This window comes from Oxynema aestuarii AP17 (assembly GCF_012295525.1).
GTDB classification, from domain to species: domain Bacteria; phylum Cyanobacteriota; class Cyanobacteriia; order Cyanobacteriales; family Laspinemataceae; genus Oxynema; species Oxynema aestuarii.
Window position 1 is genome coordinate 1,558,723 of record NZ_CP051167.1, and the last position, 20,969, is coordinate 1,579,691.

The window sequence follows — 20,969 nt, forward strand, 5'->3', positions numbered from 1 at the left end:
AGGCGATCGCGCGACCCCCCGCCTGGGAAGGGGTTGGGGAGACAAGAGCGCGTGCATCTCGTCTCGACCTGCACCGTTCTCACTTCATCCTCAACCTGGAAACGGGACGGCGAGCAGATTCTCAACCGTGCAGTAAGTTGAGAACGAATAGATCGAGGTGGGACTTACATTTTCTCGCTCAACAATTCTACGGCGTCCCACTCGTCTGAAAATCCTTGTTCGCGATATTGTTGACAGCGTTTGATATAGAGAGAAGCGGCTTTATCTTGGGGGTTAATCCCTAAAACTTCGTGAAACATTGCCTCAGCTTCTTCTAGATTTTGCGCTTCGTAAAGCAAGCGAGCTTGCTCGAAAATATGACGAGTTTCTAACTTCAAACGGCGAAGTTCTGGGGGGTCGCCATCGAAAACCTCGAACACGGAAACTGATTGAGTTTTTCCTTTAACTTGAACCTTTCCTAAAAAGCGAGTGTTGTACTGATTGGGATTGGGAAGACGATCGCGCATTTGGCCGCTAATAATAATCGAGGCTCCATAAAGCTTTGTCAAGCCTTCCAAACGAGAAGCGAGATTGACTGCATCGGAGATCACCGTACTTTCCATGCGTTCGTGTTCGCCGATGGTTCCTAACATCAAACTTCCCATGTGTAAGCCAATCCCGATCGCGATCGGCGGACGATGATGCTGCTCTCGTTCGTGATTGTAGTTTACCACGGCTTCTTGCATGGCGATCGCCGCTTTAATGGCATCTTCCGGCGTGTCGGGAAATAACGCCATCACCGCATCGCCAATATATTTATCGATAAACCCTTGATGTTGGCGAATCACCGGACCGACGCGACTTAAATACTCGTTGAGGAAATCAAAATTCTCCTTGGGGGTCATTCCTTCCGAAAGGGTCGTAAACGAACGAATATCGGAAAATAACACCGTCATCTCTTTCAAAACTTGATCGCCGAGTTGGACGTTGACGATACTTTCTTTTTCTAAAAACTGGAGAAACTCGTGAGGAACGAACCGACCGTAAGCGAGATTGATTTTCGCTAACTGAATGTGGGTTTTAATCCGAGCGAGCAGTTCGTTTTTAGAAACAGGTTTTGCTAAATAATCGTTAGCGCCGACATTCAATCCCGCGACCAGATCGGATACTTGATTTTTAGCCGTCAGCATCACGACTGGAAGTTGAGTGGCGGCAAATTTTTCGCGAATTTTCTGGCAGACTTCATAACCCGTCATTCGAGGCATCATGACATCGAGAACAATTAAATCCGGTTTAAATCCTCCCTCGATAATCGCCAATGCGTCCGGTCCGTTTGTCGCTTGAGTGACTGAGTAATGTTGTAGGGATAAATGATTGACTAAAACTTGTAAATTGACGGGTTCGTCATCGACAATTAAGATTTTGAAATCTCCAGAACCATTACTGGTAATTTTAGGGCTTCCATTGCTCGATCCAATGGCATTGACGATCGCGCCGTTGCCATTTTCGCCCCAACTGCTAGTGCTTTCCGCTAATTTAGCAACAGTTGCTCGATAGGTTCCCCAGGTTTCTGACGGAGCGGTAGCCGTTTCGGTAGAAACAGGCAAAGTAAACGTAAATTGCGAGCCTTTACCGGGTTCCGAGTTGACGGCGATCGCCCCGCCGTGGAGTTCCACGAGTTGCTTGGTCACGGCCAGTCCCAATCCCGCCCCGCCATACTGTCTGCCTGTGGAGCCGTCGCCTTGCTCGAAGGATTCAAAGATGCGATCGCGGTGTTCCGGACGGATGCCGATTCCGGTATCGGCGATCGTGACGGCTAAAAATTGCGTTGACTCTGCATTATATTCGTCCTCGGGAGCGATCGCCCTGGCCGAAATTTCGACTACTCCAGTTTCGGTGAATTTAATCGCATTTCCTACTAAGTTATAAAGAATCTGCTGCACGCGATTTTCATCGGCCAAAACCGGGGGTAAATCGGCATCGATCGAATTAATTAAGTCCAGAGATTTTTTGCCGACCAAGGGCTGACAAATGGTTAAAACAACGGCGACCATTTCCCTCATGCCGATCGGTTTGAGGTGGAGGTCGATATTTTTATGTTTGAGTTTAGCAAAGTCGAGAATATCGTCAATTAAATGGGCCAAGCGACGACCGCTTGCGGCGATCATCGATAAGTTGGTCATTTGGGTTTTACTCAGTTGTCCCGCCGCCGCGTCGATGGTGGATTCGGCTAAGCCAATAATGCCGTTGAGTGGGGTTCGCAATTCGTGGGAAGTATTGGCCAAAAACTCGTCTTTGAGTTTGTCCATTTCTTGTAAGGCGGCATTTTTGGCTTCTAATTCTTGGGAGTAGGCTTGTAAGCGGCGGTTGGCTTCGTTTAAACGGCGTTCTAAAATAAGTTCGAGGAAGATGATAAAAACAAACATTCCCCAGTAGTAGAGGGCTTTATCGCCGGGAATGAGTTTGAATTCGAGCAGAATATCGCGAATGGCAAATAAAGCCATGACGAGAAAACCTGCGGTAAATAATTTAGCTTCGATGCTGCCTTTGGCGGCAACTTTAAAGCTGGTAAAAATCAGGACGGACATACTGGCGATCGCCAATAAGTAAAAGATATTGCGCGTGATTTCCCACTCGACTAAGCCGATCGATGTCAGGAGGAACGCAACCCCGGCGTAAACCGCGTGTAACTGCCACATTCGCCGGACGATCGAGCGATATCCCGAGCCAAAAATGACCTCGAAAAATAAATAGGGACCGATGGGGATTAAATAGAAAGAGATCGATCGCAGGGTATATAAAACCTGATGATGGGGGAAAAGCAGAAAAATAATTTGTGTGTGGGTTAAAACGTGAATGCCGATGCACAAAGCCGACAAACCGAAGGAAAAATAAGCAATTTGTTCGTTTTTATTTTTAATCGAGGCGATCGTACAAAAAAGACCGCCGACGACGAAGAAAAAGCCCAAAACCACGCGATCGAGTTCGCGATTGATCAAGCGCGCAATTAAATCTTTATTGGATCCGACGACAACTCCACCGTAACCGCCGACTAACAAGCGGTTGAGGTCGGTCATATCGACGCGGAAAATGAAGCGATCGCCTTGGGTGTTGGTGGGTAAAGGAACGATCGGCCAATAATATTCGAGGATCTTAACTTCTCCGGAGCGATCGAAATCGGTGAAGCGTTCGATCGCGCGATCGTCGAGATAAAACATTAAAATATTGGGCACCCCGCGCAAATCAATACTGGGATTGCTCCACAGTAACGGTGGCGCATCGACGCGCAACCACAGGCGATCGACTCCCGGCGGTTTGGTGAGGGTTCCCGGGACTTCTAAAGGGTGCCACGCTTCCTTATCCGCCTCCGATTGCGTCCAAAGCGGCGTCCCGGTTCCGTCGATGGGAGAATCCCCCCAACGATATTCCCAACCGCGATCGAGTACGACGGGTTCGTTACCTGTCGAGTCTAAATAGGGTTGGGTCTCGCCAGGAAGCGCCAGCACCACTGATGTTAAAACGGCGATCGCAAATAAGAGCACATAGGCTCCACGAGAGCGCATCCAAGGCAAAATATTGCTCATGGCGGTTAGCAAGTCCGCAGTTAGGTCAAGGGACGATCTTGCTTATATTATGCCGGGAAGTCAGCCTACGACTTGATGGAGGTCTTCCGGTTTGAGGTGAGAGTGGATGACTTCGCCATCGCGAAACCAAACAATGCGCCGGGTTTTGCTGGCGACATCCGGTTCGTGAGTCACCATGACGATGGTCATTCCACTTTGATTGAGTTCGGAGAAAATCCCGATGACTTCTTCGGTGGTTTTCGAGTCCAAGGCGCCCGTGGGTTCGTCGGCGAGTAATAATACAGGTTGGTTGACGATCGCCCGTGCGATGGCGACCCGTTGCTGCTGTCCCCCAGAAAGCTGATTCGGTTTGTTGTGCAGCCGATTTTCCAACCCCACTCGGGTCAAGGCGGCGATTCCGCGATCGCGCCGTTCCCGGGTCGGAATTCCTGCATAAACCATCGGTAACATCACATTTTCTAGGGCCGTCAATTGCGCTAATAAGTGGAATTGCTGGAAAACAAATCCGAGTTTCCGATTGCGAATTGCCGCGAGATCTCCCTCATCCATCTGCGCCACACTCACCCCGTCGAGATAGTAATTCCCCAAAGTCGGACGATCCAAACAGCCAATAATATTCATCGCCGTGGACTTTCCCGACCCCGAAGGCCCCATAATCGAGCAATATTCGCCTTCGTGAACGTTGAGAGACACCCCATTGAGGGCGCGCACTTCTGTATTTCCCGTCCCGTAAATTTTGTAAATGTTTTCAAGTCGGACAATGACGGGTTGATGTTCGGACGGACGGTGACCGTTACCATTCGTAAAGCTTTGCGAGCGATCGGTTTCTAGAGTCATTTTGGATTTTAGAGTTTAGAGTTTAGATTGGGGATTGGGGATTTTAGCGCGATCGCGATCGTCGCCCTAAAATCGTTGCCCTAAAACTGTCTACCTTTTCTCTAAGCAGTTAAACTGTTAGATATTTAAACTGTATGAGTCAAGCCTGCGGACGCGAAAGCCTCGACGGAGGAGAATTGTTTTTAACAACCCCATCGAATTTAGCCCGCCCCCTCTTTATACCCGTGTATTTTAAAAGAAAAACAGCTTATTCCCGACTCCCCCCTTAAGTCGTTCTCAACGCTACAATCGGATCTAATTTAGCTGCGCGACGGGCGGGAACGATGCCGAAAAATAGGCCAATTCCACCAGAAACCCCTGTGGCTACCGAAATAGCAGCCCAAGAAACTCCCGCTTTAAATGCGGTAAATTCGGCGACCACTAAGACGCCACTGACACCGATCGCCGTTCCGACTAAACCCCCCGCGATCGCTAAAATAATCGATTCGATCGTGAACTGAATTAAAATATCCTGTTGGGAAGCACCGATCGCCTTTCGCAGTCCAATTTCTTGAGTGCGTTCGGTCACCGACACTAACATGATATTCATAATCCCAATCCCGCCGACAAATAGAGAAATACTTGCCACCGCCCCCAACATCAATTTTAACGCCCCGGAAATCGCATCGACCGTTTGCATTAAATCCTTTTGGTTGGTGACGGTAAAATCATCTTCGTCGGTAATTTGATGGCGCAATCGCAATAAATTTTCAATCTGAAATTGTGCCGCATTCATACTTCCTTCGTCTCGCGCCGCTACGGAAATATACGTCACTTCTAAACCGTAGGGGGAAGTTCGCCCGACAATGCGATTCGCCATGGTCGTAATCGGTAAAAAGATCGTTTCGTCATAATTCGTCCCGAATGACGATCCTTTCGGTTGCATGACGCCGATAATTTCTAGAGAAACATTTTTAAGCCGAATCTGTTTTCCTAATGGATTTTCATCGAATAATTCATCGGCAACTTGCGATCCGAGGACGACGACGGCTTTATTGCGTTCGATATCTAAAGCGGTAATAAAACGACCTGTTCCGAGTTCAAATCCGCGTACTGACGGATAATCGGGGGTCGTTCCGACGACCAACACCGACAGATTTTGATTGCCAACTTTGACCAATTCACTACCCGTTAATTCCGGGGCGACTCCTTTGACTGAGGGGACTTGAGAGGCGATCGCCTGGGCGTCAGCAAAGACGAGGGTTTTGGGGCGCGGTCCCGGTCGATTGGCGGCTTCCGGACTCCCCGGTTCGACGAACAGCACGTTGGTTCCGAGTCCTTCTAACTGGCTGGCGATAAAGTTTTGCGCTCCTTCTCCCACGCCGACGGTGGCAATCACCGACGCATTGCCGATAATAATACCTAACATGGTCAAACCGCTACGCATTTTATTAGCGATTAACGTCGTGACCGACATTTTAATGCTTTCTAAAATATCCATAATGGCGATCGCTCCTCTAGGCAGTTAGGAATCGAACGGCGGGCGATCGAATCCCTTTGGATGGCTGAATTTATGGCTAAATTTCGGGCTAAATTTCGGGCTAAATTTCGGTTTCGATGTCCTCCCTTCTAGCAAAAATGCGATCGGGCAACAATCATCTCTTCAAGTCCCCCTTTTTAAGGGGGATTGAGGGGGATCCTCCCGACTCCCTTGGATCGAGCAAGGGGATAATTTTGTTTCTACGGATAAGCTTGCCAAATTTGAATCGTATTATCCGCACTCCCACTGGCTAGGGTTTTACCATCGGGAGAAAAAGCAACGGCAAATACTTTTCCTTGGTGTTTGGTCAGGGTAGTTTCTAACGATCCGCTTGCAACATTCCACACTTTAATCGTGCGGTCCGCACTCCCACTGACCAGACTTTCGCCGTCGGGAGAAAAGGCGACGGACAACACCCAATCCCGATGTCCGGTGAGGGTACTCAATAATTTTTGGTCGTCCACATCCCAAATTTTGATCGTTCCGTCCGCACTCCCACTGGCAATTTTCGACCCGTCGGGACTGTAAGCGACGGATAAAACCGGGGCCGAATGTCCTTTGAAGGTGTCGTAACCACCTCCGATAAACCAGAACCAACTTCCTGTAAGATTGCCGACATGAACTTCGTTGTCGTAACCGCCACTGGCTAGTTTTTCGCCGTCGGGACTGTAGGCGATCGCCCAAATATAACTACTGTGACGTTTGAGGTTTTCTTGTTCTTCGGTCGTGTTGACGTTCCAAATTTTGATGGTTTTGTCCGAACTCGCACTCGCCACGCTTTCGCCGTCGGGGGAAAAGGCGACGGATTGCACGGAGAAGCTATGACCCAAGCGGGTTCCAACGAGTTGTCCCGTCGGAACATCCCACAATTTCACGGTTTTGTCGTCACTTCCACTGGCGAGAAGTTCGCCGTCGGGACTGAAACTGACCGAGTTCACGTCCCCGGAATGTCCGCTTAAGGTATTGTCGAGTTGGGCGTTTTCCCAATTCCAAAGTTTGATGGTGCGATCGCTACTCCCACTCGCCAAGCGCGTTCCGTCGGGACTGAAGGCGATCGCGTTGACCCCACCGAGATGTCCGGTCAGGGTATTGACGGGAATAAACGTGCGTCGATTCCTGGGGGTCGGGGCGTTGACTGGGGGCGCCGGATCGGTTTGCGAACGAGCGCCAGGAATCGAACCGCCAACGGTGACGCCCATTAACAACAAGGCGATCGAACTAGAAAGCAACAACCCACGCCAAGACGGTTTCATGTTTTTTGAGATTCTAAATCCGATAATTTCAATTTCCCCATTGAGGATATCTCACCACTCGCGCTAAAAGCGATCCGAACCCGGGCGATCGCCGTTTCTCCCCCCGCGTTTCCGGGTCAACTGTGAACTCTCAAACATAAACTCTTAAGCGCCTCGCAACGCGACGATCGGATCGAGTTTCGCCGCTTGTTTGGCGGGAAGCACGCCGAAAATAAAGCCCGTTGCGCCTGAAACTCCGGTGGCGAGGGCGATCGCCACGATCGAGATTCCTGCTTCAAATTCGGTCAATTGAGCAATTAAGAAAATCCCACCGACACCGATCCCGGTTCCGATCGCCCCTCCGAGTACGGAGAGAATCACCGCCTCGATTGTAAACTGAAGTAAAATATCATTTTGCGAGGCTCCGATCGCCTTTCTCAAGCCGATTTCTTTCGTTCTCTCCGTCACCGAAACCAGCATAATATTCATAATACCAATCCCGCCGACTAATAATGAAATTCCGGCGATCGCCGCCAATAATGCGGTCAACGCGCCGGTAATCGATCCCATAATTTGCTGTAAATCTTGCTGATTTCTGACGGTAAAATCATCTTCGTCGGTAATTTTATGTCGCAGTCTCAATAAGTTTTCAATTTGGAACTGTGCCGCTTCCATATTATTGAGATTTTCAACGGATACCGAAATAAAATTGACTTGCAATCCATAAGGCGAGGTTTGTCCGACAATCCGATTGGCTAAGGTCGTCACGGGTATAAACGCGAGGCGATCGAAATTCACCCCAAAAGTCGAACCTTTCGGCTTCATGACGCCAATAACTAAAAACGAAACCCCTTTAATCCGAATTTGTTCGCCGATCGGATTTTTCCCTTCAAATAATAAATCGGCCAGATCGGAACCCAAGGCCACCACCGCTGTATTTTTCTTGACATCCAAGTCACTAAAAAAGCGACCACTCCCCACATCAAAGTTTCTAACGACTAAAACTTCCGGCGTCGTTCCATATAAAAGTGTAGAAATATTTTTACTCCTATAATTCACCCGTTCCGTCGCATTTAATTGCGGCGCAACTGCTTTGACCGAGGGAACTTGTTCGGCGATCGCCCGCGCATCTTCCAGCACTAACGTTTGTGGCGGAAACACGGGTCTTCTTTGGGCTTTCGGACTGCCAGAAACCACAAATAATAAATTAGTCCCCAGGGAGTTTACCTGACTTTCCACAAACCGCCGCGCCCCCTCTCCCACCCCCAAGGTGGCAATCACGGAAGCATTACCAATAATAATCCCCAACATGGTCAAGGTACTACGCATTTTATTGGCTTTTAAGGTCGTAAAAGCCATGTGGAAGCTTTCGATAATATCCATTAGTTTTAAGGAAGTAGGGAGTAGAGAGTAAGAAGTAGGGAAGAGACAAGAAGCAAGAGACAAGAGCAATAAATCGACTGCAGTGCGGGCATCTTGCCTCGTTCCCTCACTATTTTTAAAAAGTACCGATCGCTGTCTAAGAGACTGTCGATCGAGGAAATACAGCACTCGGGCGATCTGATGAAGTACAGTGCCGATCCCTCTATGCCCCCTTCGCCCCCCTTTCAAAGGGGAGTTGGGGGGATAGAGGAGGGAACGAGGAAAGTCCCCCTTTTTAAGGGGGATTTAGGGGGATCTAAATGTCTTGCATAGCAGAGGAAAATGCTATATAAAAAAATCTAGCAGGAGTTGGGTAACCCAACCCCTACAGAACACCATAGAAACGCCGAGAGCGTTGGGGTAACTCGATAGTAGCCATCGGTCATTTGATGCTCCGGCGATCGCTTTCTCGCAAACATGACTTTTCATGTTTATTTTACAAACAATTTCTCAAAGAACTCAGGAATTAGACCTCAGAAGGAAAGCATTACTTCTTCAAGCTAAACTCTAAACTCTCAAATCTCTTGTGCAGTTCTAAGAGTATGAGAATTTTGCTCAATTTTCGTTTAATTTTCCATACCTTGTTTGAGAATTTCATCTAATTTTTGTCCTTCCGGTAACTCGGTAAAGACACGATCGCCCGCCTGAATACCATCGAGGATTTGAATGCGATCGCCGATCGTCGGTCCGATCGTCACGGGTTGAAAAACAGGCTCATTTTTCTCATCGGGAACTAACACCCCCGTTTCCCCTTTTTGGGTCACGATCGCCACCGTCGGCACGACCAAAGCATCGCTCAATTCTTCCCCTAAAAACGTAACATCCACATTCATCCCGGACTGCAACTTATCCGTTCCCGTTTCGATCGCCGCACGGATTTCAAATAACGTCACGTCTCGCTCTTCGATCGCTTCCGGTGCAATTAACTTCACTTGTCCGTAAAAAGTCAAATCCGGATAGGCATCGGCGACAATTTCCACCTGTTGTCCCGGCTTAATTTGGCTGATATCCGCTTCCGGAACCTTCGCCAGCACCTCCAAGCCCCGCGCCAGAGCCACAATCGAGGTCGAAGTTGCCGAAGAAGTGGCCGAAGCGGAAGTCGTCGGCGTCACGAACGCCCCCTCAGTGGCGTATTTCTGGGTAATTTGTCCGGCGAAGGGAGCGCGCACCAAACTATCATTAGCTTGCACTTCGTAAAACTGCACCTGCGCTTGAGCTTCCGAGACTCTCGCTTCGGCGGCGGCAATTTGTTCGTCACGAGTTCCGGCGAGCAGTTCGTCTAATGCCTGTCGCGCTTCGCGTACCCGGGCTTCGGCTTGTTGAATATCTTCGCTGCGGCTGCCGTTTTCCAGTTCTCGCAAGTCGGCGCGCGCTTCGGCGACGGCGGCCCGGGCTTGGGCGATATCTTCGCTACGGCTACCCGTTTCCAACAGTTCTAGATTCTGTTCGGCTTCGCGCAAACTCGCTTGCGCCCGTTCCCACTCGGTGACGGCAGCATCGAGGTCGTCTTGGGAAATCGCGCCTTCTTCGGCTAAATATTGATTGCGTTGTTTCCGTTGCTGGGCCAAACGGGCTTGAACCCGCGCCGAGTCCACCCGGGCGCGGGCTTGGGCGATTTCTTCGGGACGCGGCCCGGCGAGTACTTCGGCTAAATTCGCTTCGGCTTGAGCGACTCTGGCTTCGGCGCGGCTGATGGTTTCGGGACGGGCGCCCCGGCGGACTTCTTCGAGGGCGGCTTGTTGTTGTTCGAGGCGCGATCGCGCTTGGGCGATTTGCTCGGGACGCGCTCCAGCCCGTCGTTCGGCCAGTTGGGCGATCGCGTCGGCCAGGCGAGCTTCGGCTTGGCGCAGTTGAGCCTCGATTTCCTGACTCTCCATCCGGGCGATCGCCTCTCCCGCTTCGACTCGATCGCCTTGTTCCACGTATAGTTCGGCGAGTCTGCCGGAGGTTTTTGGCGAAATATTGACGCTTTGAATCGGCTGAACTTTGCCGCTTGCTTCGATGCGGACGGTCAAATCTTGTAATTCTACCGGGACGGTCAGTTCGGCGATCGCCTCCGCTTTCGGTCTGCGGTTTTGGACGCGGAAATAGCCGAAGGTTCCGATCCCGAGAACGGCGACGATCGCGATCGCGGCGATCGCCTTTTTCCCCACCCCTTTTTTCTTCGGCGGCGGTTCGTTCGGACGCTTTCGCTCCAGATTCTCCCGAACTTCCGGGGTTTCTTCCGCCTTGGCGGCTAACTCTTCTGAGTGGCGATCGGGGTTTTCGGGCGATCGTGACTTGACTTGCATGAGGTTCCTCCTAAATCCAACGATGCCAATCAACTAAGAATATTTCGCGAAGGGTTTGGCGATCGCCTTTAATGGTGTTCTCGTTCCCAGCGATCGGTCAACACAGGTAATTCGCGCTCGAAAAATGCATGAACGTCCCGCATTTCTTCCAATCTCCGTTTCCGTTCGGGATCTTCCCCCTCTAACAAGGTCAACCCCCGTTCGGCCACTTCGCGAATAGCTCTCATTTGTGCTAGACGCGCACGGATTAACTCCGACCAAGCGCCTAATTGAATCTGAAAATAAGATTGCCGATCGCCCGGTAAGCTTATTTTCTCAACGATTCCCGCCTGAATCAACAAGCGCGTCATGCTACTGATCGAGCCTTTGCTCGCTTGCAACCCTCGTGCTAATTCACTAAACGACTGGTGCGGCGGAGAGGAAATCAACAGCCAGCCTAAAATGCGTCCCGCCATCCGAGGCAGGCCCATCAACTCGAAGAGTACCCCGACTTCTTCGACAAATCGTTTCAGTTCAAATTGCCGCCGTTCTTCGTCCAACTGAATAATGCTCAAACCTGTTTGGCTTTAGTGCGATCCTAACACGTTTCAAATTGTTCAGTAATTATTGAACGATCGCCATTGCCGAAGCTCATCCACCTTGCCCCCGCTAGTTCGGCGTATGGCTGGACTCGGGACGGCTTCAGGATTTTATATAAAAATTTAACAATTGATTATATTTTGAACAAGATTTATATTATTTATGCTTATTGGCAATTACGCTATATATTTAGCGTCTTTCAAACGCTCCAAACCCGTTCAATTCCAGTCCAAACGCTGAAATTTGCGCCGAAAGACGGAAAAAGTTAGCTTCTGTGAACCTCATTGGATCGGGCGATCGGCGATCGCCCGTTGCTATCAAACATGAAGCGTGCCATCAGGCATCACCGTTCCTGTTAAATTGGCATCGCGAAAATCAGCCCCTATAATGGCCGCATCGCGCAAACTCGCTTCCGTCAAATCCGCTCCGGTAAAACAAGCGCCATCGAGATCCGCTCCCCACAAATAAGCACCGCGCAAATTAGCCCCACTCAGATCCGCTCCACTGAGATTCGCTAAATTGAGATTTGCCCCACTGAGATCGGCATTTCTCAAATCAGTTTCGCGCAGGTCAGTTTTCATTAAATTTGCCCGAGCCAAGCGTCCGCCTTTGAGATTACTCGAATATAAAATAGCTTGCTTGAGATTACTTTCCTCAAAGTTTGTAAAGCGCATTTGCGCCCCACTCAAATCCGTTCCCTTCAGTTGAGAACGACACAAACTCGCCCCACTCAATTTCGCAGCTTGCAACTCCAACGCATTAAAGTTCGTGCCATCTAAATTGAGTCCGTTTAAAAACGCTCCACTCAATTTGACGCCATTTAATAACGCACCTTTTAGAGAAGCCCCACTCAAGCGAGCGCCGCTTAAATTCGTCCAATTTAAGTTCGCTCCCGTTAAATTGGCCGATCGCAAATTAATCCCGTTTAAATTAGCGCCACACAAATTAACCCCCGGTAAATTCGCTCGATAAAGGGTCACCCATTTGAGAATGGCTCCACTCAATTTAGCCCCCGCTAAATCTGCATTGGCCAAGTGAGCGCCTTGTAAATTGGCTTTCGTCAAATCGGCATCGAGTAGGGAACTCCCTTTAAACTTAGCAAAACTGAGATCGGCACCATATAAAAAGGCCCCATTCAATTTGGCTTCAATTAAAAAGGCACGACTCAAATCCGCACGGGCGAGTGATGCCTCCATTAAGTTCGCTCCGACTAAATTAATGCGTTCGAGGGTCGCTCCAATTAAATTTGCCCAACTCAAGCAAGCGCCTTTAAAATCGCGTTCTCCGTTGTTATAGCGTTTGAGTAATTGATAAGCATCCATACAACTTTCTCCTACGGTCAAATTAGAATAATCTGTCAGTTCTTGGTTATTAGTGTTCCCCGATCGCGCAGTGGGCGATCGCAGCCAATTGTCAATAATTGTTTCGTCAACTCTTAGTTTAATGTGACTGACAGGGGTTAACATTTGAGCGTATCGACGATCGCGCGATCTCCTCGATCGTCCTCTTGAAGCCAAAGTTTCAGAACAAGTTGCTCGCGATCTCGCGATCCCCATCTTTTGAGCGATCTTAGAATTGGTGACCTGAAGTCCGTCTCAATTTTGGTGCGATCGGGAGAAAATACCTATTCTAATTTGTCCTTACGCTACAACTCTCCGCGCTCATTTGCGAGCGATCCCGATACCAATCATTTTCCCTCGCGATCGCGGATAACAATAATAATTTTCTTTACTTTTGTTTGAATATTTACTCTTACGTTTATTTAAAAAATCAACATCGAGGGCGATCGCCAACAGAAAAGGGGTCGGATGTTTCCGACCCCAGCCGATTCAATTCGACGCGATCGCGCGATCGTTAGCAATAATGCCAGCGAGGCGATCGTCGTGCGAAAATTTTATACATCGTAAACTCGCGCTTCCGCCGCTTCTGGATTTTCCTCACAATACTCCTCAAACGCCGATTTCGTCGGTTTGAGAGCTTGTTGGTGCGAGGCTTCCGCTTGCAGCTCTTCCACCGCATCCCAGGCGGCAGCACATTCCTTAGAGGTAGCACCTTTTTCACTGCAAATGGCACGCGCTTCGGCAATAGCTTTGTCTAATTCCTGTTGTAATAAAGTTGACTTGGGTTTTTCGACAAAATCGCTATTGCGCAGGATATCCGTGACCGAGATAATCCCCATTAATTGACCGTCGATGACCGGAGCGCGACGGATTCCCGTATTGGCGAACAAGCGCGCGACATACTCGATCCCTAAGTGAGGATTGACCACGATACAAGGTTTGGTCATGATCTCGAAAACGCGGACTTTTTTCGGATCTTTACCGTAGGCCGCCACTTTATACACGATATCCGTTTCCGTGACGATTCCGTAAGCATCTTCGTCATGGCGCCGCTTGACCACTAAAGCCCGTAAATTCTTGTCTTTCATGAGCTTGACGGCTTCAGCTACCGTTGCAGAACCGCGAATGGTGATGACATCACGAGTCATGATTTCTTGGGCTTTCATCATTACGTAACCTCTGAGCGAATGGTTTTTGACTCCTTTTCGATCGTAAATCAAATTGGCTCGTCAAAAACTTGTAGATGATAAAATTTCAATTTTAGAGAGGAGATCGGTTAATTTTTACGATCGCTTCCCCCGAGAGATCGGGGAGCTTTTTGAGGGAGAGATCGCCGTGCAGCCCTGGTTTCAAACCCAAATTGCGATCGATTTTCTGCGATCGCGTCGGGACTAATCTTGCGGAACCGATCCCATCAGCGTCCGTTCGGCAATTTCTTGAATGACCAGATTCGGGCGTTCACGATTAATAATTTCCCGGTCAAATTCATACTGATTTAAAAATACCGCCCGTTGGAAATGCTCCGATAAAAATGGCCCTAAATTGAGCATGAAAGAATCGTGAAAAATGACCGCTTTCGGTAACTGGCGATCGTCGATTTCTGTCGCAAAAGGTTGTTGATTTTCGGGTAAATCAGCCTTGACTATCCCCGGACTCGCCGGACGGAACCGGGAGGGAAACATCGCCGAAAATCTAATCGCGTCTTCTTTCAAGGTATTCTCTAACCCCAACATCATCGCCAAATCGCCTCCAGGTCGGCGAATCTGTTCCCGACGAAAGGCATCGAGTTCGAGTGGTGTTAAGCCGGGAAAGCGTTCGTTCAGTTCGGCGAAAATTGCCCGGTAAGCGGCAAATACACCGGGTTTGTTCCAGTGAGAATCCGTGCGGTGGTAAACACGATCGCGCTGTTTGGCGGCGAGGAGAGCACCCCGCAAATCGAGAATTTCAAAATCCGAGTAAGTTTCCAGGTAATTCACGAGTGCATCTAAGCGAGATTCTCGCGCATCTCGGCGAATATGACTGGGCATATATTCGGGATAAATTGTGGATTTATTGGGAACGATAATAAATAAGTAATCGATCCCGCGATCGCCCAACCACTGACACCGCTTTTCTAACAAGATTCTCCACTGTTCCAGTTCACTTTTCGTAAAGGGGTTGACCCGTCGGTAAGCATTCAGTGCATCGCGATCGCCGTAAAATAACCATCCCTGTTGACCGACAATGACTTTCTCCGAGGGAGATAACCCAAATCCGATTAATTTTAACAAATTGTGCCAGCGAATTAAATGCGATCGCGGCCAAAAGTTATCGCTATAATAGTCCTCGAATTGTTCGGGAAAGGTGGCTAAAGATTCTACCGATTGCGGCCATCCGGGAAAGCGAACAAACTCCCGTTTTTCCCAATTTTGTCGGCCTTTATTTTCTCCGAAATGGTTCTCAATTGCACTTACTAATGGCGGTAAACCAATCGCCGCTAGAAAGATTAAGATTAAGAAGCGATCGTACAATTTTCGGGGCGATCGCGCGGTTTTTGTCATTTGAACTTATTCTAAAATTAAAAATTCATCAAAATTCATCAATTAAAAGCGAAAATAAATAAAGGGTTGATAAGTTTCTGCGGCAATTTTCGCCGTCGATGCCCAAAAAATAGAGGCGATCGCCATAATTTCTACACTGGCCATACAATGAAATAAGGTTATCTGAGAAATCGGCAATTTAGACGAGAGCCGATCGCGCCATTGCCAATACCATTGTAAGGCGATCGGATAAATCGGTAAAGCGGCGATCGCACCGATGACTAGGGTCACGGCAATCTCTGCATTCCAATAGTCTTGAATAGTATATTGATTCTGACTCCATGGAACCGTACCGAACATAATTTTTAAAAAATCTATTGCATATTCTAAATTCGGCGATCGGAAAAATACCCAGGCTAAACCGACAACGATCCAAGTGTAGACGATGCTACCGGGAAACCGTTCGATGCCTAAATTAACCCGATAAAGTAGTCGTTCCACGATTAAAAAGGCACCGTGAATTAACCCCCAGACGATAAACGTCCAGTTGGCGCCATGCCACAAGCCACATAATAGGAAAACTAGGGTTAAGTTAAAATAAGTTCGGCAGGGCGATCGCCGATTTCCGCCCAGAGGAATGTACAGATAATCGCGAAACCAAGTGGATAAAGAAATATGCCAGCGTTGCCAAAATTCACGCAGCGATCGCGCACTATAAGGATAGTTAAAGTTTTCGGGTAAGTCGAATCCAAACAGGCGACCTAAACCAATCGCCATATCGGAATAACCAGAAAAGTCGAAATAAATTTGCAAGCTGTAGCAGGCGATCGCCAATGCGGTTAAAGTAGGAGTTAATTGACTGGTTTCTAATCCAAAAATCGCATCGCTTGGTTTGGCTAAAGTATTGGCAACGAGCATTTTTTTGCCTAAACCGATCGCGAAACGTCGAATTCCGCTAGCGAATTTTTCAACGTTGACTTGACGCCGAATGAGTTGAGGGGCGATCTCGATATAGCGGACGATCGGTCCGGCAATTAACTGCGGAAAAAAGGCGATGTAAAGGGAAAGTTGAATCGGATTTCGATTGGCTTTAACTTGCTTTCGATAGACATCGACGAGATAAGAAAGGGCTTGGAAGGTAAAGAAGGAAATGCCTAGGGGTAAGTGAACGGAAGGGATAGGAATGGCGATCGCCTGGGTTGAGGAGAATAAGCGATCGAGAGCTTGGCTAAAAAATGCACTATATTTAAACCAGAAGAGGATGCCGAGATTGGCGGCGATTCCGAGAGTTAAGAGGAGTTGTTTTTGAGGTTTTTGGTGATGGCGGTCGATGGCGAGGGCGATCGTGTAATTGATGGAGATCGAGGCGAGCATGAGTACGATAAATTGTAATTCTCCCCAGGCATAAAAAAAGAGGCTGGCGAAGAGGAGAACAAGATTGCGAAGCGATCGCGGTTTTACCGTCCAATAAGCGAGTAAGACGAGGGGAAGGAATAGGAAAATAAAAATTGTCGAAGTAAATAACATATGACTGTTGTTTCGGTGACAGTCGATTTCAGGTTGAGTTAGCCGATGGCGGTTGAATGTTGAAAATGGAAGGTTTCAAATATAGATTGATGAGATGATTTTATCCCTTGTCTGTCGGTCGCAATCGGTCGAAAATTGAAGATCGGGATTTTAAGGGTATCAATGGAATTAACCTTTAGATTGGTTGAGAACGAGGGATCGCTCGTTACTGTCAAGAATAGCGATCGGATAAATAGAATCGTATTTTAATTTAAAAGTTATCGGTTTTCAAGAGATTACAAAAAAATGATAAATTTTTGGCTAGATCGTATTTTTTGAAGACTGTTTTTTGATATAATAATGTAATTTAAGGGAAAAACAGGGTTGAGAAGTCAGGGGTCTAGCTTAAGTCTTTCGCGGGGTAGAGATGGCCAGGAGGCAGTCGGCGATCGCGCGGGGAAAGACGAACGAGAGGAAAATGACGGGCTTTTGGACGATTCTGCTGAAAATCAGTCATTTCATTTCGTTAACAGGCGGGTGCAAACTCCTCAATTAATGCGAAACTAAATGTAATTGAACTATCCCGCATCGCACGGCGATCGCCGACTCGTAGGATGTGCCAATCGAGTTATTGCCAACAACCAAAGCCATCAAAATCTTAAGAGGATCTAAAGAAAATAAACGATGGTTGGGCGATCGGTGGATCTTGAAATCGACTCGTTGTTTTTGCTGCTGTTTGAGAGTCGGGGGGAGGAAAAAACTAGCTTATTTTCCAAGACGCATGGGGGCAAAAAAACACCGATCGCGGGGAATCAGCGAAGTATAGGAACGGTCATGAAACAGATTTTAGTGGTAGATGATTCGGCGACAATGCGTCGGATGGTCAGAGCATCGCTGCAATCCTTACCCGACGTTACGTTTGGGGAAGCGAGTACGGGATTGGAGGCGATCGAACAACTGGCGATCTCGTCGGTAGATTTGATCGTCCTCGACTTAAATATGCCCGATATGCACGGATTGGAGGCGATCGAATTCGTGCGGGGTCACGATCTTTATCGTGCGATTCCGATCGTGGTGTTGACCACGCGAGGGGACGACAACAGCCGCGAACGGGCCATGAGTGCGGGGGCTTCGCGCTACCTAACCAAACCGTTCGACCCGCGCACGTTAGCGCGGGAAGTGCTCGACTTGCTCAAGCAACCGATTGCCAACGATTAAATCGGGGCATCCGTCGGTTGTCCGCAGGCAAGTTAGAGGAGGCAACCACCATCGAGAGGGATTTGAGTCGTGTCCAATGCAGACGAAGCCAACAATTTTTTCGCCGATTTTTTAGATGATTATTTTGCCGAGTGCGAAGAACATCTTACCCTAGCGCGTCAAAACTTATTATTATTAGAAGCTTTTATCGGCGAGCCGTCCGTAGAGAAAACGGTCGTTCACGAATTATTTCGAGCCTTTCATTCCCTCAAAGGGCTGTCGGGAATGATGGCGGTGAAGGAAGCCGAAGCAGTCGCCCACCAGATGGAAAGTTATTTGCGCGGGTTGCGCGATCGCGATTTGGTGTTGTCCGAGGGGGGATTTGATGCGCTCTTGAACGGGACTAAAGCGATCGAAGAGATTGTCGAGGCGCGTCGCAACCAACAACCCGTCCCCGAGATCGACAACATCCTCGCTCAATTGAAAGCGGCGATCCCGCCAGAAACCCCCTCGGTGAGAGGCGATCGCCCCTCGTTCAAACTCAAACCGGAAGAACAAAAACAGCTCGACAGCGCGATCGCCCGTGGGGAAACGATTTGGCACTTTAGTTTCTCGCCGAGCGCCCAACTGGCGGCCCGGGGAATCACCGTCAACCAGGTTCGCGATTTACTCGGACAATGGGGCCATCTGATTCATGCTGCCCCTCGTATGGGGGAAAAAGGGAGTATTAGCTTTGATTTTCTCGTAGCGGGGAGCGACGCCGAGGGGGAATTCGGGGAATCCCAAACCGACGGGTTGATCTGGGAAGCCTATCGCGGTCACCGGGGGGCTTCGGCGAGGGAGACCCCGGAAAGGGAGACCCCGGAAAGGGAGACCCCGGAAAGGGAGACCCCGGAAAGGGAGACCCCGGAAAGGGAGACCTCGGAAGTGAGCGTCCCCGAGACCCCAGAGCAGCCAGCAGCGCGCGAGACTCCCCCCGAAGAAGCGCCGACCGAGGAACCGAAAGTGGCGCCGAAAGGAGCGATCGCCCCGACCGCCGCCCCGGCGCCGATCGCCGAGAAGTCGTCGAACGTGGTGCGGGTAGACCTGCCCAAACTCGACGAACTGATGCGGATGGTCGGGGAATTGGTAATCGGACGGGCGCGGTTGGAAGATTGGAGCGATCGCGTGACCCGAGATTTACCGGGGGCCGAAGCCAGAGCGCTGCAAGAAATCAACTTGACCTTAGAACGACAACTGCGCGACTTGCGCGAAGGGGTGATGCGGGTGAGGCTGGTACCCGTCGCCGAAGTATTCGCGCGGATGCACTTCGTGGTGCGCGATTTAGTACGAGAAACGGGCGTTCGCGACGGGTCTCCCCAGGAGAATCGGACCACAGTGCCGCCGCCAGAGCGCAAACAGGTCAAACTCGAACTGAGCGGACAGGAAACCGAGATCGATAAATTCGTAGTCGAGCGGATGATGGATCCCTTGCTGCACCTAGTTCGCAACGCCATCAGTCACGGGATCGAACCGGAAGTCGAACGAGTCGCCGCAGGCAAAGCGCCCCAAGGGACGATCGCCTTGCGCGCCTCCACCGCCGGGGAAATGGTGGCGATCGAGATCGAAGATGACGGACGGGGCATCGATCGCGATAAAGCGATCGCCGTCGGTCGAGCGCGCGGACTGATCGATCCCGATCTCAGTCCCGACGAACTGGCCAGCCAGTACGATGCAATGGCCTTGTTAGACCTGCTGTGCGCCCCCGGATTTTCCACCCGAGACGTAGCGGATCTGACGAGCGGACGGGGAGTAGGGATGGCGATCGTCAAAAACACCGTTTACGAACTCGGCGGCACCGTGACGATGACGAGCGAACGGGGACGTGGCACCCGATTTCGGATCGAATTGCCCCTAACGCTGGCGATCGCCGACGCGGCGATCGTCAACGTCGCCGATCAAACTTACGCGATCGTCCAATCCGCGCTGCGCGAAGTCCTCGAAGTCAACATCGAGACCCTCGTGCGCTTTGAAAACAACGAAGCGATCCCCTATCGCGGCTCCCTGTTGCCCTTACTGTACCTCGCCGACCTGTTCGGCTTGGAGCGCGATCGCGATCGCCGTTCCTTGCGCGTCGTCGTCGTCGGGAGTGGCACCAGCGCGATCGGCTTAGCCGTGGATCGGATCGTGCGCCAGTGCGAAATCGTCGTGCGGTCCCTCAACGACCCCTTCGTGCAGACCGTCGGCATTGCCGGAGCCACCGAACTCGGCGACGGTCGAGTCGTGTTAATTCTCGACATCCCCAGTTTGGTGCGCCATCGCGAATCCATGGGTACCAACCGCGAAACCAGGCGGCGATTCTCCTTTGGAGACCCTACGCGATCGCGAAACGACGGCTCCGCCGTATCGCACTAAAGGGATCCGCAACCCGACTTCCCCAAACCCACCCTGTCGATCGATTTGGCTAAAACCGATGAGTGTGAACACTTCTGTATCGTCCTCCCCCGAGGAAATTCAAAACTTTATCTTTTTTGAACTGGCGGGAACCACCTACGGCATCGAAGCGACCTACGTCCAGCAAATGGATACCGTCGAGCGCATTACCCCCGTTCCCAACGCCTTATCCTTCGTCGAAGGCGTCGTCTTTTCCCGAGGACAAGTGCTACCCCTACTCAACTTGCGAGTGCGATTCGGCTTTGAAAAAATTCCCTACGACATTCGCACTCGTTCGATCGTCGTGCGCCACCAACAGCGAACCGTCGGTTTGATCGTCGATACGGCCAGAGAATTTATTTCCCTGCCCAACAACGTCATTCAACCCTTACCGGAAGGCATTTCCGGATTGAGCGGCAAATATTTAAAAGGCACTATCACCCTCGAAGAGCGCGTCGTGCTGGTGTTAAACGTCGAAGAATTATTAAAAGTAGAAGAAACGCCGATCGTAGCCGCAGAATAAAAAGTTTTGCTTCTTAAAGATCGATTCAG

The 20,969-nt window shown here is 49.8% G+C and carries 14 protein-coding genes and 2 pseudogenes; 4 read left to right on the forward strand and 12 right to left on the reverse strand.

The genetic code is table 11. The features are described 5' to 3' along the window. Positions 1-164 precede the first annotated feature (164 nt). From HCG48_RS06340 to HCG48_RS06390, 11 genes are all read right to left on the reverse strand, one after another. The gene (locus HCG48_RS06340) at positions 165-3,563 is read right to left on the reverse strand and encodes a response regulator (RefSeq protein WP_168568392.1); all 3,399 of its coding nucleotides are present in this window, start codon (positions 3,561-3,563) and stop codon (positions 165-167) included. A 60-nt stretch (positions 3,564-3,623) separates the two neighbouring features. Then, entirely contained in the window at positions 3,624-4,400 is a 777-nt protein-coding gene (locus HCG48_RS06345) for an ABC transporter ATP-binding protein (RefSeq protein ID WP_168568393.1), read from the reverse strand. A 265-nt stretch (positions 4,401-4,665) separates the two neighbouring features. After that, entirely contained in the window at positions 4,666-5,880 is a 1,215-nt protein-coding gene (locus HCG48_RS06350; protein WP_168568394.1) for an ABC transporter permease, read from the reverse strand. A 239-nt stretch (positions 5,881-6,119) separates the two neighbouring features. Further along, positions 6,120-7,172, reverse strand: a complete 1,053-nt coding sequence (locus HCG48_RS06355) for a WD40 repeat domain-containing protein (RefSeq protein WP_168568395.1) — start codon at positions 7,170-7,172, stop codon at positions 6,120-6,122. 144 nt (positions 7,173-7,316) lie between these two features. Next, a complete protein-coding gene (locus tag HCG48_RS06360) occupies positions 7,317-8,534 on the reverse strand; it encodes an ABC transporter permease (protein ID WP_168568396.1) in 1,218 nt (405 codons plus the stop codon). A gap of 605 nt (positions 8,535-9,139) precedes the next feature. Next, complete coding sequence (locus tag HCG48_RS06365; protein WP_168568397.1) at positions 9,140-10,864, reverse strand: permuted SH3 domain-containing protein; 1,725 nt, start codon at positions 10,862-10,864, stop codon at positions 9,140-9,142. Between the two features lie 68 nt (positions 10,865-10,932). After that, the gene (locus tag HCG48_RS06370; RefSeq protein WP_246259939.1) at positions 10,933-11,418 is read right to left on the reverse strand and encodes a GbsR/MarR family transcriptional regulator; all 486 of its coding nucleotides are present in this window, start codon (positions 11,416-11,418) and stop codon (positions 10,933-10,935) included. 342 nt (positions 11,419-11,760) lie between these two features. Next, positions 11,761-12,765, reverse strand: coding sequence for a pentapeptide repeat-containing protein (locus HCG48_RS06375; RefSeq protein WP_168571775.1), 1,005 nt, complete (start codon positions 12,763-12,765; stop codon positions 11,761-11,763). Positions 12,766-13,337: 572 nt separating this feature from the next. Further along, positions 13,338-13,952 carry a CP12 domain-containing protein gene (locus tag HCG48_RS06380; RefSeq protein ID WP_168568398.1) on the reverse strand — a complete coding sequence of 205 codons (615 nt, stop codon included), beginning with the start codon at positions 13,950-13,952 and terminating at the stop codon, positions 13,338-13,340. Positions 13,953-14,174: 222 nt separating this feature from the next. Further along, positions 14,175-15,323 carry an alginate O-acetyltransferase AlgX-related protein gene (locus tag HCG48_RS06385; protein ID WP_168568399.1) on the reverse strand — a complete coding sequence of 383 codons (1,149 nt, stop codon included), beginning with the start codon at positions 15,321-15,323 and terminating at the stop codon, positions 14,175-14,177. Positions 15,324-15,365: 42 nt separating this feature from the next. After that, a complete protein-coding gene (locus HCG48_RS06390; RefSeq protein WP_168568400.1) occupies positions 15,366-16,829 on the reverse strand; it encodes an MBOAT family O-acyltransferase in 1,464 nt (487 codons plus the stop codon). An 813-nt stretch (positions 16,830-17,642) separates the two neighbouring features. On the opposite strand from HCG48_RS06390, the gene HCG48_RS06395 reads away from it, so the two are divergent. Then, complete coding sequence (locus HCG48_RS06395; protein ID WP_168568401.1) at positions 17,643-18,026, forward strand: response regulator; 384 nt, start codon at positions 17,643-17,645, stop codon at positions 18,024-18,026. A gap of 69 nt (positions 18,027-18,095) precedes the next feature. Further along, positions 18,096-18,407, forward strand: a pseudogene (locus tag HCG48_RS26795) (Hpt domain-containing protein); the annotation flags it as partial. A 416-nt stretch (positions 18,408-18,823) separates the two neighbouring features. Here HCG48_RS26795 and HCG48_RS26800 read toward each other — a convergent pair. Beyond that, positions 18,824-19,099, reverse strand: a complete 276-nt coding sequence (locus HCG48_RS26800; RefSeq protein ID WP_375339335.1) for a pentapeptide repeat-containing protein — start codon at positions 19,097-19,099, stop codon at positions 18,824-18,826. Here HCG48_RS26800 and HCG48_RS26805 point away from each other — a divergent pair. Together HCG48_RS26805 and HCG48_RS06405 are read left to right on the forward strand one after the other, a co-directional pair. Then, positions 19,083-20,399: pseudogene (locus HCG48_RS26805) on the forward strand (chemotaxis protein CheA); the annotation flags it as partial. The gene HCG48_RS26800 and the pseudogene HCG48_RS26805 sit on opposite strands and share 17 nt — an antisense overlap. Positions 20,400-20,457: 58 nt before the next feature. Next, on the forward strand, positions 20,458-20,940 hold the full coding sequence (locus HCG48_RS06405) for a chemotaxis protein CheW (protein WP_168568403.1): 483 nt from the start codon (positions 20,458-20,460) through the stop codon (positions 20,938-20,940). The last annotated feature ends 29 nt before the right edge of the window (positions 20,941-20,969 follow it).

Bases quoted from the DNA above. Each gene is read 5' to 3' on its own strand.
- HCG48_RS06340 (WP_168568392.1), bottom strand. From the start codon at position 3,563: ATGAGCAATATTTTGCCTTGGATGCGCTCTCGTGGAGCCTATGTGCTC.
- HCG48_RS06345 (WP_168568393.1), bottom strand. From the start codon at position 4,400: ATGACTCTAGAAACCGATCGCTCGCAAAGCTTTACGAATGGTAACGGT.
- HCG48_RS06350 (WP_168568394.1), bottom strand. From the start codon at position 5,880: ATGGATATTTTAGAAAGCATTAAAATGTCGGTCACGACGTTAATCGCT.
- HCG48_RS06355 (WP_168568395.1), bottom strand. From the start codon at position 7,172: ATGAAACCGTCTTGGCGTGGGTTGTTGCTTTCTAGTTCGATCGCCTTG.
- HCG48_RS06360 (WP_168568396.1), bottom strand. From the start codon at position 8,534: ATGGATATTATCGAAAGCTTCCACATGGCTTTTACGACCTTAAAAGCC.
- HCG48_RS06365 (WP_168568397.1), bottom strand. From the start codon at position 10,864: ATGCAAGTCAAGTCACGATCGCCCGAAAACCCCGATCGCCACTCAGAA.
- HCG48_RS06375 (WP_168571775.1), bottom strand. From the start codon at position 12,765: ATGGATGCTTATCAATTACTCAAACGCTATAACAACGGAGAACGCGAT.
- HCG48_RS06380 (WP_168568398.1), bottom strand. From the start codon at position 13,952: ATGATGAAAGCCCAAGAAATCATGACTCGTGATGTCATCACCATTCGC.
- HCG48_RS06385 (WP_168568399.1), bottom strand. From the start codon at position 15,323: ATGACAAAAACCGCGCGATCGCCCCGAAAATTGTACGATCGCTTCTTA.
- HCG48_RS06390 (WP_168568400.1), bottom strand. From the start codon at position 16,829: ATGTTATTTACTTCGACAATTTTTATTTTCCTATTCCTTCCCCTCGTC.
- HCG48_RS06395 (WP_168568401.1), top strand. From the start codon at position 17,643: ATGAAACAGATTTTAGTGGTAGATGATTCGGCGACAATGCGTCGGATG.
- HCG48_RS06405 (WP_168568403.1), top strand. From the start codon at position 20,458: ATGAGTGTGAACACTTCTGTATCGTCCTCCCCCGAGGAAATTCAAAAC.